Consider the following 16107-nt stretch of genomic DNA (forward strand, 5'->3'; position numbering starts at 1 on the left):
CCGCTACCAGATCGTCAACCGCGGCACCGGGACGTCCCTCGACGGCATGGGCTACACCACCGCCGGCTCCGCCGTCGGCATGTGGACGCCCAACAGCAACACCAACAACCAGTGGACCATCACCGCGGTCTGAACCATTCGCCGCGCGGCCCGCATGCTGCGAGCACCCGGGCCGCGCGGCTCGCCGCCTCAGCGGCGGCGGCACGATCGCGCGGGGAAGTCGCCACCTGGCCCCTACTGGAGCCGGGCCGTCCTACTCGACGATCAGCGGGAGCAGCGCGTTGAGGCGTCCGGAGGCGAAGCCGGCCAGGTCGAGCGAACAGAAGGTGAAGCCCGCTCCGCGTACGGCCTTGTCGATGTGCTCGCGCAGCTCGCCGGCGCGGGGGATGTCGGCGGCGGGCACCTCCACACGGGCGAGCGTGCCCTGAGCGTGCGCGCGGACACGGCAGACGGCGAAGCCGAGGCGGCGGAGCGCGGCCTCGGCCTCCTCGATCCTCTTCAAGACCTCGGGAGTGACCGAGTCGCCGTAGCTCACCCGGGAGGCCAGGCAGGGCGCGGCGGGCTTGTCCGCCGTGACCAGCCCGAGCTCGTGGCTGAGCGCGCGGACGTCCGCCTTGGTCAGACCGGCGTCGACGAGCGGGGCGACGGCTCCGCGCTCGGCCGCGGCCCGCTGTCCGGGCCGGTGGTCGCCGAGGTCGTCGAGGTTGGTGCCCAGGGCGATCCGCGCATCCATGGCGGCCGCCAGCGGGGCGAGGGCGTCGAACAGCGCCGACTTGCAGTGGTAGCAGCGGTCGGGGCCGTTGGCGGCGTATTCGGGCCGGTCGGCCTCGTCGGTGCACACCTCCAGGTGCGGCACGCCGTACTGCCGGGCGAAACCGCGGGCCGCGGCACGTTCGGAGGCGGCCAGGCTGGGGGAGACCGCGGTGACGGCCAGGACCCGCGTGCCGAGCACCCGGGAGGCGGCGAACGCGAGGAGCGCCGAGTCGGCGCCGCCGGAATAGGCGACGACGAGGGCGCTCTCCTGGCGCAGCCGGGCCGTCAGCCGGTCCATGGCGGCACTCGTCACCACCGCGTCCGCGCCGGTCGCCGCGCCCGTCCTCGGTGTCGCGGAAGCGGGAAGGTCACTCACCGCCGGCACCTCCGAACGAGCGCATGCCGGTCAGGCTCTCCTCGACGCCGAGCACGTGCATGGCGGCGTAGAGGCGGGCTCGTTCGGGGTCCCGGCCCAGCAGGGCGCGGTACACGGCCCGATGCTCGGCCAGCGTGCGCTGGATCGCGCCGGGTTCGGTCATACCGCGCCAGATCCTCGCCCGCACGGTGCGGCCGGACATGTTCTGGATGACGGCGGCGAGCACGGGGTTGCCGCAGTGCGAGGCGATCAGGGTGTGGAAGTCGTGGTCGAGGGCGACGAGCGCTTCGTGGTCCACCGGGTCCTTGTCGGCCAGGCGCTCGGCCTCGTCGAGCAGGTGGCCCAGCCGGGCCAGGTCGGGTTCGGGAATCCTCGGCGCGGCGAGGGCCGTGGCCTCGGGCTCCAGCAATCTGCGCATGTGCAGGAAGTGCCCGGCCTCCTCGCCGTGGTGGAGGTCGGCGACGAAGCTCATCCCGTCGAGCAGCAGGCCGGGGGACAGGCTGGTGACGTAGGTGCCGTCGCCCTGCCGCGTCTGCAGGACCCGCATCGCGGTCAGTGCGCGCACCGCCTCCCGGAGGGTGTTGCGGGCGACGCCGAGCTGCTCGGCCAGGTCCTTCTCGATCGGGAGCCGCTGGCCGGGGCGCAGTTGGCCATCGATGATCATCTGCTTGATCGTGTCGATGACCGTCTCGACAGCGCCCACGTCATCGCCTCCAGGCGTCGCCGTCGGGGTAGCGGTGGGCGGCGACCGATTCGGGGTACATGCGGGCACTGTATCCGGGCGCCTCGGGCAGGCGGTAGCGGCCGCCTTCGATGCGGACGGGGTCGGTGAAGTGCTCGTGCAGGTGGTCGACGTATTCCAGCACGCGGCTCTCCAGGCTGCCGCTCACGCACACGTAGTCGACCACGGCCATGTGCTGGACCAGCTCGCACAGGCCGACGCCGCCCGCGTGGGGGCAGACGGGCACGCCGTACTTTGCGGCCATGAGCAGCACCGGGACGATCTCGTTGACCGACGCGAGCCGGCAGGAGTCGATCTGGCAGAAGTCGATCGCCCCGGCCTGCAGGAGCTGCTTGAACATGACCCGGTTGTGGGCGTGCTCGCCGGTGGCGACGCCGACGGGCGCGATCGCCTTACGGATGGCCGCGTGGCCGAGGACGTCGTCGGGGCTGGTCGGCTCCTCGATCCACAGCGGCTCGTACGGCGCGAGCCGGTTGACCCACTCGATGGCCTGGGGCACGTCCCACACCTGGTTGGCGTCGATCATCAGCGTGCGGTCGCCGAGCTCCTCCCGGGCGATCGACAGGCGGCGGACGTCGTCCTCCACGTTGGCGCCGACCTTGAGCTTGACATGGGTCCAGCCGTCGGCGACGGCCTGGCGGCACAGACGGCGCAGTTTTCCGTCGTCGTAGCCGAGCCAGCCCGGGGTGGTGGTGTAGGCCGGATAGCCGTGCTCGGCCAGCTCGGCGATCCGCTCCTCGCGGGTGGGAGCGAGCGCGGCCAGCATCTCCACGGCCTCGGCGGGGGTCAGCACGTCGGACAGGTAACGGAAGTCGCAGGCCGCGACCAGCTCCTCGGGCGTCATGTCGGCAACGAAGCGCCACAGGGGTTTGCCGGCCCGGCGGGCCGCCAGGTCCCACGCCGCGTTGAGGACGCCCGCGGCGGACAGGTGCACCACGCCCTTCTCCGGCCCGAGCCAGCGCATCTGGCTGTCGGCCATGATCTCGCGGTAGAGCCCGCCGAGGTCGCCGGCCAGCTCGTCAACGTCGCGTCCGGCCAGCCGCGCCCCGATCTGCCGGGCGGCGGCCACACACAGGTCGTTGCCCCGCCCGATCGTGAACGTCAGACCATACCCCGCCAGATCGCCATCGTCGGTTTCCAGCACCACGTACGCCGCGGAGTAGTCGCCGTCCGGGTTCATCGCGTCCGAACCGTCGAGAGTCGCGGAGGTCGGGAACCGGACGTCGATCACGTCCACAGAGGTGATGGTCGGCATAGAGGCTCCAATTAATCCGATGAATACGGCCTGGACGGTACGTGCTTGAAGTGGGGCAGGTCAAGCCGAACTCGCTGAGAACAGGCAGTGGCTTTACTTCCCGCTGACTCTTGTGGCAGGCTCGGCATGCTCATAGATCGGGTGAATATCGGAAGAGGCGATCGTGAAGCTGCTGAGAGTGGGACCGGTTGGCGAGGAGCGGCCCTGCGTGCTCGCGCCCGACGGCCGGATTCTCGACCTGTCGTCGTTGACCACCGACATCGATGGCGCGTTCCTCTCGGGTGGAGGCGTCGAGCGGGTGCGGACGGCCCTGGCGGAGGGCGGGCTGCCCGAGGTGGGGCCGTATGAGCGGGTGGGCGCGCCGGTCGCCAGGCCCGGCAAGATCATCTGTATCGGGCTCAACTACTCCGATCACGCGGAGGAGACGGGGGCGGCGATCCCCGCCGAGCCGGTGGTGTTCATGAAGGCATCCAACACGATCATCGGGCCCGATGACGAGGTGCTGGTGCCGCGGCGCAGCGTGAAGACCGACTACGAGGTCGAGCTGGCGGTGATCCTGGGCCGTACGGCGCGATACCTGGAATCCCCTGAGGCGGCGGCGGAGGTGATCGCGGGGTATGCGATCGCCAACGACGTGTCGGAGCGGGAGTTCCAGAACGAGCGTGGGGGCCAGTGGGACAAGGGCAAGTCGTGTGAAACGTTCAACCCGCTTGGTCCCTGGCTGGTGACGGCGGACGAGGTCGGCGATCCGCAGACGCTGGGGTTGCGGCTGTGGGTGAACGGGGAGCTGCGGCAGAACGGCGACACCAAAAATCAGATCTTCGGGGTGCACCACGTGATCTGGTACCTCAGCCAGTTCATGGTGCTGGAGCCGGGCGACGTGGTGAACACCGGCACACCGGCGGGGGTGGCGCTGGGCCGTGGCCCGCAGGCCTACCTGCGGGAGGGTGACGTGGTGGAGCTGGAGATCGACGGCCTGGGCCGCCAGCGCCAGCGAATGGGACAGGCATGACGGAGGAGTTCGGCGGTCTGGTGGCGATCGTCACCGGAGGGGCCTCGGGCATCGGCCGGGCGGTCGCCGAGGAGCTGGCCGCCCGCGGTGCCCGGGTCGCCGTGCTGGACCTGAAGGACACCGAGTTCGTCTGTGACGTCACCGACGACGTGTCGGTGCGGGCGGCGGTGGCGGCGGTGGCGGATCGGTACGGCCGGATCGACGTGCTGGTGAACAACGCGGGCATCGGCGCGCAGGGCACGGTGGCCGACAACGACGACGCCGAGTGGCTGCGCGTGCTCGACCTGAACGTGGTGGGCATCGCCCGCGTGAGCAGGGCGGCGCTGCCGCACCTGCGCGAGTCGCCGCACGCGGCGATCGTGAACACCTGCTCGATCGCCGCCACGGCCGGGTTGCCGCAGCGCGCGTTGTATTCGGCGTCCAAGGGGGCGGTGCTGGCGCTGACCCGGGCGATGGCGGCCGACCACATCCGCGAGGGCATCCGGGTCAACTGCGTCAGCCCCGGCACCGTCGACACCCCCTGGGTCGGGCGGCTGCTGGACGCCGCCCCCGATCCGCAGGCAGAGCGGGCGGCGCTGTGCGCGCGGCAGCCGCACGGCCGCCTGGTGACGGCGCAGGAGGTCGCCCATGCGGTGGCCTACCTCGCGAGTCCGCGGGCGGGCTCGACGGCCGGGATCGAGCTGGCGGTGGACGGCGGGATGTCCGGACTGCGGCTGCGGCCGGTGACGCCATGAGGCTCTCCCTCGGGCCGTACGGGCTCGGCACCGCGCCGCTCGCCGGGCTGTTCACCCCGGTGAGCGAGGAGCAGGCCGAGGAGGCGATGGCCGCCGCGTGGCAGGCCGGGATCCGCTACTTCGACACCGCCCCGCACTACGGGACCGGCCTGGCCGAGGAGCGGCTCGGACGATTCCTGCGCGGCCTGCCGGAAGACGCCGCAGCCGAGGCGGTGGTGTCCACGAAGGTGGGCCGGGTGCTGGTCCCCGGCCGGGGCGAGGAGGAGGGGTTCCCCGGCCGCACCGATTTGGTGCGGGTGCGGGACTACAGCCGCGACGGGGTGCTGCGCTCGCTGGACGACAGTCTGAGGCGGACCGGGCTCGACCGGTTCGACCTGGTGTTCATCCACGACCCGGACGACTACTGGGAGCAGGCCGCCGGTCAGGCGTACCCGGCGCTGGCCGAGCTGCGCGACCAGGGGGTGATCGGCGCGATCGGCGCCGGGATGAACCAGGCCGAGATGCTGACCCGGTTCGTCCGCGAGACCGATCTCGACGCCGTCCTGGTCGCGGGACGCTACACGCTGCTCGACCGCTCCGCCGCCGAGGAACTGCTGCCCGAATGCGAACGGCGCGGTGTCGCCGTCGTCGCCGGCGGAGTCTTCAACAGCGGAATCCTCGCCGGCGGCACCACCTACGACTACGACACCGCCCCGCCCGCCGTGCTGGAGCGGGCCCGAGAGCTGGGGCGGATCTGCGCGTCGCACGGCGTGCCGCTGCCCGCCGCGGCGCTGCGCTTCCCCCACCGGCATCCGGCCGTCACCACCGTTCTGATCGGCGCGCGCAGCGCGGAGGAGATTCGCGAGGACCTCGACCTCGCCGCCTCCGCCATCCCCGAGGACCTGTGGGAGGAGCTCGAGCATGCGGGTTGACCTCGCCTACGGCACCGAGGGCCTGGCCGTGGAGCTGCCGGACGACCGGACCACGGTCATCGCGCCGGTCGCCCGGCCCGCCGTGACGGACGAGGCCGCCGAACTGCGCCGGGCCCTGCGCGAACCCGTCGCGGGCCCGCCGCTGCGCGAGCGGGTGCGCCCCGGCCAGACGGTGGCGATCTCCGCCTGCGACGGCACGAGACCCCAGCCGCGGCACCTGATGATCCCGGCGATCCTGGCCGAGCTCGACGGGATCGTCGACACCGGCGACGTCGTGATCCTGGTGGCCACCGGCACCCACCGGGGCAACACGGACGCCGAACTGCGCGCGATGTTCGGCGACGAGATCGTGGACGCCGTACGGATCGTCAACCACGACGCGCGCGACGCCTCGTCACTGAGGTGGATGGGCCGCCACGGCAAGGACGTACCGGTCTGGCTCAACCGGGAGTGGACCGACGCCGACGTGCGCATCACGACCGGCTTCGTCGAGCCGCACTTCTTCGCCGGGTTCTCCGGCGGCCCGAAGCTGGTCGCGCCCGGGCTCGCCGCCCTGGAGACCGTGCTCACCCTGCACGACGCGGCCCGGATCGGCGACCCCCGGGCCACCTGGGGTGTCATCGAGGGCAATCCCGTCCACGACGACGTCCGCGCCATCGCCGCCGCGACCGGCGTCACCTTCGCCCTCGACGTCGTGCTCAACCGGGAACAGAAAATCGTGCGGGCCTTCGGCGGCGACCTGCTGCCGATGCACGCCGCCGCCACGGCCGCCGCCCGCGCAGCCGCGATGCGCCCGGTGCGCGAGCCCTTCGACGTGGTCATCACCACGAACGCCGGTTTCCCGCTCGACCAGAACCTGTACCAGTCGGTCAAGGGGATGAGCGCCGCGGCCCAGGTCGTCAAACCCGGCGGGACCATCATCTGCGCCGCCGAGTGCCGGGACGGCTTCCCCGACCACGGCTCCTACCGGGACGTGCTCACCTCCGCCGCCTCTCCCGAGGCGCTGTTCGAGGAGATCTCCCGCCGCACCGAGACCGTGCCCGACCAGTGGCAGGTCCAGATCCAGGCCCGCATCCAGCGGCACGCCCATGTGATCATGCACACGTCCTACCTGGGCGACGCCGAGCTCGCCGCCGCCCACCTGGAGCAGACCGGCGACATCGCCGCCACGGTCAGCGCCCTGCCCGGACGGGTCTGCGTCCTGCCGGAAGGCCCCATGACCATCCCTTACCTCGCCGGAGAGTGACCGTGCTCCGCTACCCCCTGATCCACCCGCCGCTGCTGTCCGCGCTCGCGGCCACCGGCCACGGATCGCGCATCCTGCTCGCCGACGCCAACTACGCCCACGCCACCAACGTGCGGCCGGGCGCCCCGGTGATCCACCTGAATCTCCGGCCCGGAATGGTCCGCGTGGACGACGTCCTGGAGGTGCTCGTGGACGCCGTTCCGCTGGAGTCGGTGCACTCGATGCGCCCCGACGAGGGCGGCGAGCCCGAAGTGCTCGCCCGCTACCGGGAGTTGCTCGGCCCGGACCTGTCCATCGAGGCGTTGGACCGGCCCGGCTTCTACGAGGCCGCGAAACAACCGGACGTCGCGTTCGCGGTGGCGACCGGCGACGACCGGCTCTACGCCAACCTTCTGCTGACCGTCGGATATATCGTCCCGGTATGAGCAGGTCGCTGGATCTTGGTTACGCGCGCGTCGACCTGGACCGGGAGGCGCGCCAGGGGCTGCCCGAAGTGGTGTACGGCCCGGGCAAGCGGGTGAGCGAGATCGCCGGGATCGTCACCGCTCTGCTCGGCCGCAACAGCGGCCCCGTCCTGGTCACCCGGGTCGAACCGGACCCGGCCGCCGAGGTGCGCGCGCTCGTCCCCGGCGGCGCGTACGACCCGGACGCCCGGCTGCTGGTCTGGCGGCCGGCGCGGCCGGTCGAGCACACGGTGGCCGTGGTCACGGCGGGAACGGCGGACGGCCCCGTCGCGGCCGAGGCGGCGGCCGTCGCCTCCGCGCTCGGCCTGCGGACCATCGTGGTCAGGGACGTCGGGGTGGCCGGGCTGCACCGCGTGCTCGCCGCCGCCGACGACCTGCGCGCGGCCGACAGCGTGATCGTGGTCGCTGGCATGGAGGGCGCGCTGGCCAGCGTGGTCGGCGGTCTCGTCGAGACGCCCGTGATCGCGGTGCCCACCTCCACCGGATACGGCGCCGCGCTGGAGGGCGTGACGGCCCTGCTGGCCATGCTCACCTCGTGCGCGGCGGGGCTGACCGTGGTCAACATCGACTCCGGATTCGGTGCCGCGCTCGCCGCCTACCGCCTCACGAGGATCCGACGATGATCCTCTACCTGAATCCGTTCACCGGTGTGGCGGGCGACATGCTGCTCGGCGCGCTGCTGGACGCGGGCGCCTCTCTGGACGCCGTACGCCGGGCGGTCGCCGCGACGGGCCTGACCGGCTGGCGGCTCGAGGCCGAACGGGTGCGCACCGGTGCGCTGTCCGCCACCCGCGTTCGCGTCGAGGTGACCGACGATGCCACCGAGCGTCCCGCCTCGACACTCATCGCGATGGCGGCCAGGACCGGCCTGCCGGTCGCCGAGGCGGCGCTGACCGCGATCGCCGAGGTCGAGGGCGCCCTGCACGGAGTGCCGGCCGCCGAGGTGCACCTGCACGAGCTCGGCGGGCATGACGCGTTGATCGACATCGTGGGCTGCGCGGCGGCGCTCGCCGACCTCGGTGTGACGCGGGTCCACTCGGCGCCGCTGCCGTTGGGCGGCGGCACGGTGAAGACCAGGCACGGCGTGCTGCCCGTCCCGGCTCCCGCCACGCTCGCGCTCCTCAAGGGCGCACGAGTGCGCGGCGGGGAGGCGGGAGAGGCGGTCACGCCCACAGGCGCGGCGCTGCTCCGCGCCGCCGGCACGGTCTACGGCCCGGCGCCGGAGATGACGCTCCAGGCCACGGGGTACGGCGCAGGCACGCGCGTTCTCCCCGACCGGCCCAACGTGACCGTGGCCGTCCTCGGCGCGCCCGTCCACGACCTGGGCCGGCAGGTCGTCCTCTCGACGAACCTGGACGATGTCACCGGTGAGGTGCTGGGACACGTCATCGAACGCGCTCTTCGCGCGGGCGCCGCCGACGCCTGGATCACGCCGGCTGTCATGAAGAAGGGCCGCCCCGCGCACATCCTGCACGTCCTGGCCGCCCCCGAGCTGGCCGACCCTCTGCAGCAGCTGCTCTTCACGGAGACGGGCAGCCTCGGACTGCGGCGCGTCATGGTCGACAAGGTCGCGCTGCCCCGGCACTTCGAGACGGTGGAACTGCACGGTCAGCCCGTACGGATCAAGCACGGGCCGTGGGGCGCCAAGCCCGAGCACGACGACCTGGTCCGTCTCGCCGAGACGACCGGGAAATCCCTGCGAGAACTTTCACGAGAGGCTCTTGACGCGCTGTGACCTACATCGACGCACACCATCACGTGTGGGATCTGTCCCGGCGCCCGCAGCCGTGGCTGGAGCCGCCGGAGATGGCGCCCATCCGCCGGGACTTCACCCTCTCCGACCACGCCTCCACCGCGGCGCGTGCGGGAATCGGCAAGTCCGTCCTGGTTCAGGTCCTGCCGGACGCGCAGGAGACGCGAGAGTTCCTGGCGTCGGCCGCCGAGACCGGGACCGTGGCCGGAGTGGTGGGCTGGGCCGACCTGACCAGGCCCGACCTCGCCGACGAGCTCGCCGCGCTGGCCGCGTCGCCCGGTGGGCACCTGCTGCGCGGCATCCGTCACCTCGTCCAGGGCGAGCCCGACCCGCGATGGCTGACCCGTGACGAGGTACGCCGGGGGCTGCGGCAGGTGGCGGCGGCCGGGCTCGTCTACGACCTGCTCGTCCTGCCCCACCAGCTGCCCGCCGCGATCGAGACCGTCCGGGCCGTGCCCGAACTGAACTTCGTCCTGGACCACCTGGCCAAACCGCCGATCGCGTCCGGAGAGCTCGAACCCTGGGCCGGCCTGATCGGTGAGCTCGCCGCCGAGCCGAACGTGACCGCCAAGCTCTCCGGCCTGATCACGGAAGCGACCTGGGACGACTGGGACGCGGTGGCCCTGAAGCCCTACACCGCCGTCGCGCTCGACGCGTTCGGACCCGAGCGTCTGATGTTCGGCTCCGACTGGCCGGTCTGCCTGCTCGCGGGCTCTCTGCCCACCTGGGCCGAGACCGTGCGGGAGCTGCTCGTCCACGCCGGACTGTCGAATGCCGAACGCGACGCCGTACTGGGAGCGACGGCAGCACGGACCTACCGTTTGGACGGGTGAACGCAGCCCCCGTACGACGGCTCCGGTGAGGGGATTCCGCAGGACGAGCTCTGCGCAGATCGGCACGTGTACATCCTGAGCGGCCGCCACGAGCGCGGCACTCGCCTCGCGCTCGAACGCACGTGCGCCCGGTCGGATCTCTACTAGACGACCGGTCGTACACTCGTGGTATGGGACGGACCAGCGATGCCAAGGAGAAGATCCTCGACGCGGCGCGGTCGCTCATCGAGTTGCGCGGCTACTCCGCCCTGGGTGTGGCCGAGATCTGCAAGGCGGCCGGCGTGCCCAAAGGCAGCTTTTACTACTTCTTCGCCTCCAAGGAGGCGCTGGCTCTGGCGGTGATCGACGAGCACTGGGCCGCCCAGGAGCGCGACTGGAAGCGGATCCTGGCCGGTCAGGCGCCGCCGTTGCAGCGGCTGCGCCAGTTGTTCGAGGCGACGGAGGCCACCATCCGCAGCGGGCAGCGCAGCTGCGGCAGCGTCGCGGGGTGCCTGTTCGGCAACCTGACGCTGGAGCTGAGCAACCAGACCGAGGCCATCCGCGCGCGGCTGCAGGAGATCTTCGACGCGCACGTCGAGATGATCGAGGCCGTCATCGTCGAGGCCGTCGCCAGGGGAGAGGCCAGGGTGACCGACACCCGGCAGGCCGCACGGTCGGTGGTGGCGCAGCTGGAGGGGCAGGTGCTGTTCGCCAAGCTCTACAACGACCCGCAGCGGATGGGGGCCCTGTGGGCCGGCTGCCTGGCGCTGCTCGGCGCCGACGCGCCGGCGCCCGGTGAGGTGGCCGTCGGCCTCTGACCTCCCCCGCTGGTAGGCGTAGCCTCTCACCGGCCTCAGTAGCATGACGGTGTGGAGCTGCGCCAACTGCGATACTTCGTCGCGGTCGCCGAGGAGCTGAACTTCGGCCGCGCCGCCGGCCGGATGCTGATCGCCGGGCCTTCGCTGTCCCAGCAGATCAAGGCGCTGGAACGTGATCTGGGCGTGCGCCTGTTCGACCGGGATCGCCGGTCGGTGTCCCTCACCCCGGCCGGGGCCGCGCTGCTGGCCGACGCGCGGGCCCTGGTGGAGCGCGCCGACGAGCTGCGGCACCGGGCCCGCCGGCTGTCCGGCTCGGAGCCGGTCCGGCTCGGCTACGTGAACTGGCTCCCGCCGGACCTGGGCGCCCGCACGGCGGCGGTGGCCCAGGTGCACGTCGACGCCTGGGTCGCGCCCTCGCACACCCAGGTCGCCCGGGTCGCCGACGGCGGTCTCGATCTCGCCGTGTGCTGGGTGCGCGGCCGCGACCTGGAGCAACGTGGCCTGCGCGCGCAGCTCATCGGCGCCGACCGGCTGTACGCGGTGGCCACCGGCCAGGACACCGGTGACGTTCCCGCCGCGGAGACCGGCGTCCTGCTCGACGACGACCTCACCTCCTGGTCGTCGTGGAACGTCTACGCCGAGGAGCTGGCCGGCCGGACCGGGGCCCGCGCGGTGCGCATCTCCGACGGCGGCATCACCGGCCCGGCGTTCTTCGACCACGTGCGTCGCTGCCGCCGTCCGGTCATCAACTCGCCTAAGGGTCAGACCGCGCCGCTGCCGCCGGACCTGGTGCGGCGGCAGGTCGTCGCGCCGGAGGTGTACTGGACCTGGTCGCTGGTGTGGCGGCGCGGTGAGGACCGCACCTCGGTGCTGGACGTCGTGCGGGCCCTGCGTCCCGACGACGACTTCGGCATCCACGGCGCGGACGCCTGGCTGCCCGAGGACGACCCGCACCGGCGCTGACCGCTCTCGACCCGCCGGACCTCCTTGCGCGTCACTGCTAGGAGGTTCTGCCTATCAGCTAGGAGGATTCCGGTCCCGGCCCGGCTTTGACTTCTCCTCGTCGGCTGCCTAACTTCACTTACGGATAGACGACCGATCGTCTACTAGCCAGCCGTGAAGAGGCGGGAGAAGAGTCATCATGAGCATTCAGCAGCAGAGGGTCGCTCTGGTCACGGGCGCGTCGCAGGGTATCGGCGCCGGCGTGGTCGAGGGTTTCCGCAAGCTCGGCTACGCCGTCGTCGCCGTCTCGCGCACCATCGCGCCCTCGACCGATCCCGACGTCGTCACCGTGCAGGGCGACGTCGCCGACCGGGCCACCGCAGAGCGCGCGGTCGCCGCGGCGGTGGAGCGATTCGGCCGCCTGGACACGCTGGTCAACAACGCGGGCATCTTCGTCGCCAAGCCGTTCACCGACTACACGCTCGGCGACTACGCCGCCGTTCGCGGGGTGAACCTCGACGGCTTCTTCCACATCACCCAGCTCGCCATCACCCGCATGCTGGCGCAGGGCGGCGGCGGTCACGTGGTCACCATCACCACCAGCCTGGTCGACAACGCCGACGCGCGGGTGCCGTCCGTGCTGGCCTCGCTGACCAAGGGCGGCCTGCAGTCGGCCACCAAGTCCCTGGCCATCGAGTACGCCACGCGTGGCGTCCGGGTGAACGCCGTCTCACCCGGCACCATCAAGACGCCCATGCACCCCGAGGAGACCCACGAGGCGCTGGCCGCGCTGCACCCGGTGCGCCGGATGGGCGAGCCGGGCGACGTCGTGGACGCGGTCCTGTTCCTGGAGAACGCGCCCTTCGTCACCGGTGAGATCCTCCACGTCGACGGCGGCATGAGCGCCGGCCACTGAGCATCCGATGAAGACCGACACGGACACCGAGGCGATCCTGCGGGACGTCCTGGACCGGTGGCGGGCCGGCGTCGACGCGCATCTGCCGCAGCAGGTCGCCGCCCTGTTCACCGAGGACGCGATCTTCCAGGGGCTGCGCCCCTACAGCGTCGGCAGGCCGGGCGTCGCCGCCTACTACGACTCCCAGCCGGCCGGGCTGACCGCCGCGTACCGCATCGTCGAATCCAGAGCCCTCGCCGACGACCTCGTCCTCGGTTACCTGGCCGTCGGCTTCTCCTTCACCGACCGGCCCACCCTCCACGTCCATCTCGGCGTGCTGGTGAAGCGGACCGAGGAGGGCTGGCGCATCGCCCACTACCAGGTCTCCCGGCTCGACTGAGGAGCGGCGTATCGCGAGCTCGTCACGCCGGCATTTCGTCACAAGCGCAGGAGGCGCGAATCATGGACATGAAACTCGAAGCGTTCAGCGATCCGGACGGCAACGGCTGGGTGCTGCAGGAGGTCACCACCCGGCTGCCGGGACGGCTGGACCCCTCGGCCACCACCTTCGCCTCCGCCGCCGACCTCGCCGCAGCGCTACGCCGCGCCGCGGTCGCGCACGGCGAGCACGAGGCCCGCCTCGGCGCCGAGGACCCGAACTGGCCGGACTGGTACGCCGACCACCTCGTGCGCGAGCAGGCCGGAAGCGAGCTGCCGGCATGAGCGCCTCCACGGAGCACGCCGCCGCCGGCCAGGCCTCCGCCTACCGCGTCTTCACCGTCACCGGGCAGCGGCGGTTCGCCCTCGCCGAACGCGAGCGGCACGAGCCGTCACCCGGCCGGGTACGGATCCGGGTCGAGGCCTGCGGCATCTGCCACACCGACGTCCTCGCCGTCGAAGGGCTGCGGCCCGACCCCTCGACGCCGATCGTGCCCGGCCACGAGATCGTCGGCGTCATCGAGGCCATCGGCGACGGCGTCGACCCGGCGTGGCGGCCCGGCGACCGCGTCGGCGTCGGATTCCTCGGCGGTCAGGACAACACGTGCCAGGCGTGCCGGCGCGGAGACTTCGTCAACTGCTCGGACCAGCCGCGGACGGGCACCAGCGTGGACGGCGGTTACGCCGAGGTGGTCTACGCGCGGGCTACGGGCCTCGTGCGGATCCCGCCCGGTCTCGATCCCCTCGCCGGTGCGCCGCTGCTGTGCGCGGGCCTGACCATGTACAACGCGCTGATCTCGGCGTCCGCACGGCCCGGCTCGCTCGTCGCGGTGCAAGGCATCGGCGGCCTCGGCCACCTCGGCATCCAGTACGCCCGCGCGCTGGGCCATCGGGTCGTCGCCGTCGCCCGGGGCGCCGCCAAGGCAGGCCTCGCCGCCGAACTCGGCGCCCACGACTACATCGACAGCACCCGGACCGATCCGGGCGCCGCCCTGCAACGACTGGGCGGGGCGGCGGTCATCGTGGCCACCGCCGCGTCCGGCGCCTCGATGTCGCCACTGGTGCGGGGGCTCGACCGGCGCGGCGAACTGGTCGTCGTCGGCGCCGCCCCCGATCCGATCCAGGTGAGCACGAGCGACCTCATCTTCGGTGAGCACGTCGTCCGCGGCAGCCTGACCGGCACCGCGATCGAGAACGAGGACAACCTGCGCTTCGTCCTCGATCATGGCATCCGCTCCCGCAACGAGGTGTTCCCGCTGAGCGAGGCGCCCAAGGCCTACGAGCGGATGATCAACGGCGGCGCCCGCTTCCGCGTCGTCCTCGACCCGAGCAGATGAGGCATCGGACCGGCCACGAGCGCCGAGGAAACCGTCGAGGGCGTCGACCTGTCCGCCAAGAAGGCCATCGTGACGGGGGCGTCGTCGGGAATCGGCGTGGAGACCGCGCGGGCACTGGCCAAGGCGGGCGCCGACGTCACTCTCGCCGTCCGCGGCACCGTCGACGCCTTCGTCACCTCCTGGCAGGGCACGGCGGGGTCCCGCGTCTACGTGTCCGCGTCCGTGGCCGGCGCCGTCGTCCGCGTCGCGCGCACCGATCGCAGGATGACGAGCAGGCAGGCCGTTCCGGCCGCGCCGGCTCCGCAGATCACCGCGTACGGGGGGATCAACGCGGCGATGGCGCCGCCGGCGGTCACGCCGAGTCCCTGGAGGGTCATGAGCCCCGCGCCCAGCAGGGACATGGCGCTGCCCCGCACCGTCGCGGGCACCGCTTGCACAAACCACTGGTCCATGCCGAGTGTGTAGGCGGCGCACAGCCCGGTGAGCAACAGGAGCGCGACCGCGAGAGGCAACGGCGGATGGACGGCGAACGCCGCCATCGGCAGCATCGACACCGCTGCCAGCGGCAGTGCGATCCGCTCGCGAGCGGCCGCCCCGAGCAGGATGCCGGCCAGCACCTCGCCCATCGCGGTCCCCGCGGGCATCGCGGCCATGAGGAGCCCGAACCCCGCCGAGCCCGCACCCGCGGCGTCCGCGAAGGGCGCGGCCGTTCCTTCGGCGACGATGAAGAACATCGGCGGGATCCACCACATCAGCAGCAGCGCGCGGACCCGGGGGACGCCGAGCAACCGCCGGGCGGAGACGATCGAAGCGCGCATCATCGCCGCGCCCCCCGATGCCCGGGCCGGGCGGCCGCGGGTGCCCAGACGCAGGAGCAGCGCGGAACCGAGAAAGGTGCCGGCGGTCACGTACAGCGCGGTGCGGGGTGACAGCCACACCAGGGCCAATCCGCCGAGTCCGTAGCCGATGATCTGGGACCCCTGCGAGACCATCCGCACCAGCGAGCGGCCCAGGACGTACACGTCGTCCGGCAGGATGTCGGCCAGGCTCGCCGCCCGGGTGCCGGTGAACAACGGCGACATCATCGAGACGGCGAAGCGGAGGACGAACACCACCGCGAGCGGGGTCACCGGAACGGCCATCAAGGTCACGCAGCCGGCCGAGAGCAGGTCGCAGGCCACCAGCACCCGGCGGGCGGGGTATCGGTCGGCGATGCCGGAGAGCAGGATCCCGCTGAGAGCGTAGGGCAGGAAGCCGAGGGCGAAGACGAGCGCCGTCAGCGGCGCCGAACCGGTCTGCCGGAATACCAGCACGGCCAGCGAGGCGTCGGCGAAGACGCTTCCCAGCATGGAAAGGACATGGGCCGTGAAAATCGCCCGGAATTCCTTGACCGCGAACACGGCGCCGTATCCGGCTTTGACACGTGCTCGGCTCCGGGGGACCGCCGAGGCGTCCTGCGACTCGGTCGTGGAGGAGGGGTCTGCCATGCGGAGGTTCGCTTTTCCCTGTCATGACGGTCACAGCAGGTGTCCGCGGGCGCCGAAGCCGGGTCCGAGGGGCGGCAAGACCTGCCGTGGCATCCTGCCCTCGGACCCGGCACGACGATCTCGTGACCGAGC

General features: G+C 72.1%; 19 protein-coding genes and 1 pseudogene. 16 read left to right on the top strand and 4 right to left on the bottom strand.

Features of this window, described 5'->3' with window-relative positions:
* The first annotated feature begins 10 nt into the window (after positions 1-10).
* Entirely contained in the window at positions 11-133 is a 123-nt protein-coding gene (locus ABZ860_RS35460) for an RICIN domain-containing protein (RefSeq protein WP_357229119.1), read from the top strand.
* A 120-nt stretch (positions 134-253) separates the two neighbouring features.
* Here ABZ860_RS35460 and larE read toward each other — a convergent pair whose 3' ends face one another.
* From larE to ABZ860_RS35475, 3 genes are read right to left on the bottom strand one after another with little or no spacing between them, the layout of a single operon-like run.
* Entirely contained in the window at positions 254-1129 is an 876-nt protein-coding gene (gene larE / locus ABZ860_RS35465; protein WP_357228955.1) for an ATP-dependent sacrificial sulfur transferase LarE, read from the bottom strand.
* Positions 1122-1832 (bottom strand): FadR/GntR family transcriptional regulator, encoded by a 711-nt coding sequence (locus tag ABZ860_RS35470; protein ID WP_357228958.1) that lies wholly within the window; start codon positions 1830-1832, stop codon positions 1122-1124. Before ABZ860_RS35470 ends, larE begins: the two co-directional genes overlap by 8 nt.
* Position 1833: 1 nt before the next feature.
* Positions 1834-3126 carry an L-fuconate dehydratase gene (locus ABZ860_RS35475; protein WP_357228961.1) on the bottom strand — a complete coding sequence of 431 codons (1293 nt, stop codon included), beginning with the start codon at positions 3124-3126 and terminating at the stop codon, positions 1834-1836.
* A gap of 163 nt (positions 3127-3289) precedes the next feature.
* Between ABZ860_RS35475 and ABZ860_RS35480 the strand changes: the two genes are divergently transcribed.
* The 15 genes and pseudogenes from ABZ860_RS35480 to ABZ860_RS35550 form a co-directional block, all read left to right on the top strand.
* Positions 3290-4138, top strand: a complete 849-nt coding sequence (locus tag ABZ860_RS35480; RefSeq protein ID WP_357228963.1) for a fumarylacetoacetate hydrolase family protein — start codon at positions 3290-3292, stop codon at positions 4136-4138.
* Positions 4135-4872: an SDR family oxidoreductase gene (locus ABZ860_RS35485; protein WP_357228966.1), complete on the top strand. Its 738-nt coding sequence runs from the start codon at positions 4135-4137 to the stop codon at positions 4870-4872. Before ABZ860_RS35480 ends, ABZ860_RS35485 begins: the two co-directional genes overlap by 4 nt.
* Positions 4869-5783 (top strand): aldo/keto reductase, encoded by a 915-nt coding sequence (locus ABZ860_RS35490; protein ID WP_357228968.1) that lies wholly within the window; start codon positions 4869-4871, stop codon positions 5781-5783. Before ABZ860_RS35485 ends, ABZ860_RS35490 begins: the two co-directional genes overlap by 4 nt.
* Entirely contained in the window at positions 5773-7029 is a 1257-nt protein-coding gene (larA, locus tag ABZ860_RS35495; RefSeq protein WP_357228970.1) for a nickel-dependent lactate racemase, read from the top strand. Before ABZ860_RS35490 ends, larA begins: the two co-directional genes overlap by 11 nt.
* Positions 7030-7031: 2 nt before the next feature.
* Positions 7032-7454 carry an RbsD/FucU family protein gene (locus ABZ860_RS35500; RefSeq protein WP_357228972.1) on the top strand — a complete coding sequence of 141 codons (423 nt, stop codon included), beginning with the start codon at positions 7032-7034 and terminating at the stop codon, positions 7452-7454.
* The gene (gene larB / locus ABZ860_RS35505) at positions 7451-8116 is read left to right on the top strand and encodes a nickel pincer cofactor biosynthesis protein LarB (protein WP_357228974.1); all 666 of its coding nucleotides are present in this window, start codon (positions 7451-7453) and stop codon (positions 8114-8116) included. The genes ABZ860_RS35500 and larB overlap by 4 nt, the downstream gene beginning before the upstream one ends.
* Complete coding sequence (gene larC / locus ABZ860_RS35510) at positions 8113-9228, top strand: nickel pincer cofactor biosynthesis protein LarC (protein WP_357228976.1); 1116 nt, start codon at positions 8113-8115, stop codon at positions 9226-9228. Before larB ends, larC begins: the two co-directional genes overlap by 4 nt.
* Positions 9225-10079 (top strand): amidohydrolase family protein, encoded by an 855-nt coding sequence (locus ABZ860_RS35515; protein ID WP_357228978.1) that lies wholly within the window; start codon positions 9225-9227, stop codon positions 10077-10079. Before larC ends, ABZ860_RS35515 begins: the two co-directional genes overlap by 4 nt.
* Before the next feature lie 170 nt (positions 10080-10249).
* Positions 10250-10876, top strand: coding sequence for a TetR/AcrR family transcriptional regulator (locus ABZ860_RS35520; RefSeq protein WP_357228980.1), 627 nt, complete (start codon positions 10250-10252; stop codon positions 10874-10876).
* 51 nt (positions 10877-10927) lie between these two features.
* Positions 10928-11839, top strand: coding sequence for a LysR family transcriptional regulator (locus tag ABZ860_RS35525; protein ID WP_357228983.1), 912 nt, complete (start codon positions 10928-10930; stop codon positions 11837-11839).
* Between the two features lie 178 nt (positions 11840-12017).
* Positions 12018-12734 (top strand): SDR family oxidoreductase, encoded by a 717-nt coding sequence (locus ABZ860_RS35530; RefSeq protein ID WP_357228986.1) that lies wholly within the window; start codon positions 12018-12020, stop codon positions 12732-12734.
* 7 nt (positions 12735-12741) lie between these two features.
* Positions 12742-13113, top strand: a complete 372-nt coding sequence (locus tag ABZ860_RS35535) for an SgcJ/EcaC family oxidoreductase (RefSeq protein WP_357228988.1) — start codon at positions 12742-12744, stop codon at positions 13111-13113.
* Positions 13114-13175: 62 nt separating this feature from the next.
* Positions 13176-13436, top strand: coding sequence for a hypothetical protein (locus tag ABZ860_RS35540; protein ID WP_357228991.1), 261 nt, complete (start codon positions 13176-13178; stop codon positions 13434-13436).
* Positions 13433-14488: an alcohol dehydrogenase catalytic domain-containing protein gene (locus tag ABZ860_RS35545; protein WP_357228994.1), complete on the top strand. Its 1056-nt coding sequence runs from the start codon at positions 13433-13435 to the stop codon at positions 14486-14488. The genes ABZ860_RS35540 and ABZ860_RS35545 overlap by 4 nt, the downstream gene beginning before the upstream one ends.
* Before the next feature lie 48 nt (positions 14489-14536).
* Positions 14537-14647: pseudogene (locus ABZ860_RS35550) on the top strand (SDR family NAD(P)-dependent oxidoreductase); the annotation flags it as partial.
* A 47-nt stretch (positions 14648-14694) separates the two neighbouring features.
* Here the strand turns inward: ABZ860_RS35550 and ABZ860_RS35555 are convergent.
* Positions 14695-15975 carry an MFS transporter gene (locus tag ABZ860_RS35555; RefSeq protein WP_357228996.1) on the bottom strand — a complete coding sequence of 427 codons (1281 nt, stop codon included), beginning with the start codon at positions 15973-15975 and terminating at the stop codon, positions 14695-14697.
* Between the last annotated feature and the right edge of the window lie 132 nt (positions 15976-16107).

The sequence above is a fragment of the Microbispora sp. NPDC046973 genome, from assembly GCF_040644495.1.
In the GTDB taxonomy this organism is placed as follows: domain Bacteria; phylum Actinomycetota; class Actinomycetes; order Streptosporangiales; family Streptosporangiaceae; genus Microbispora.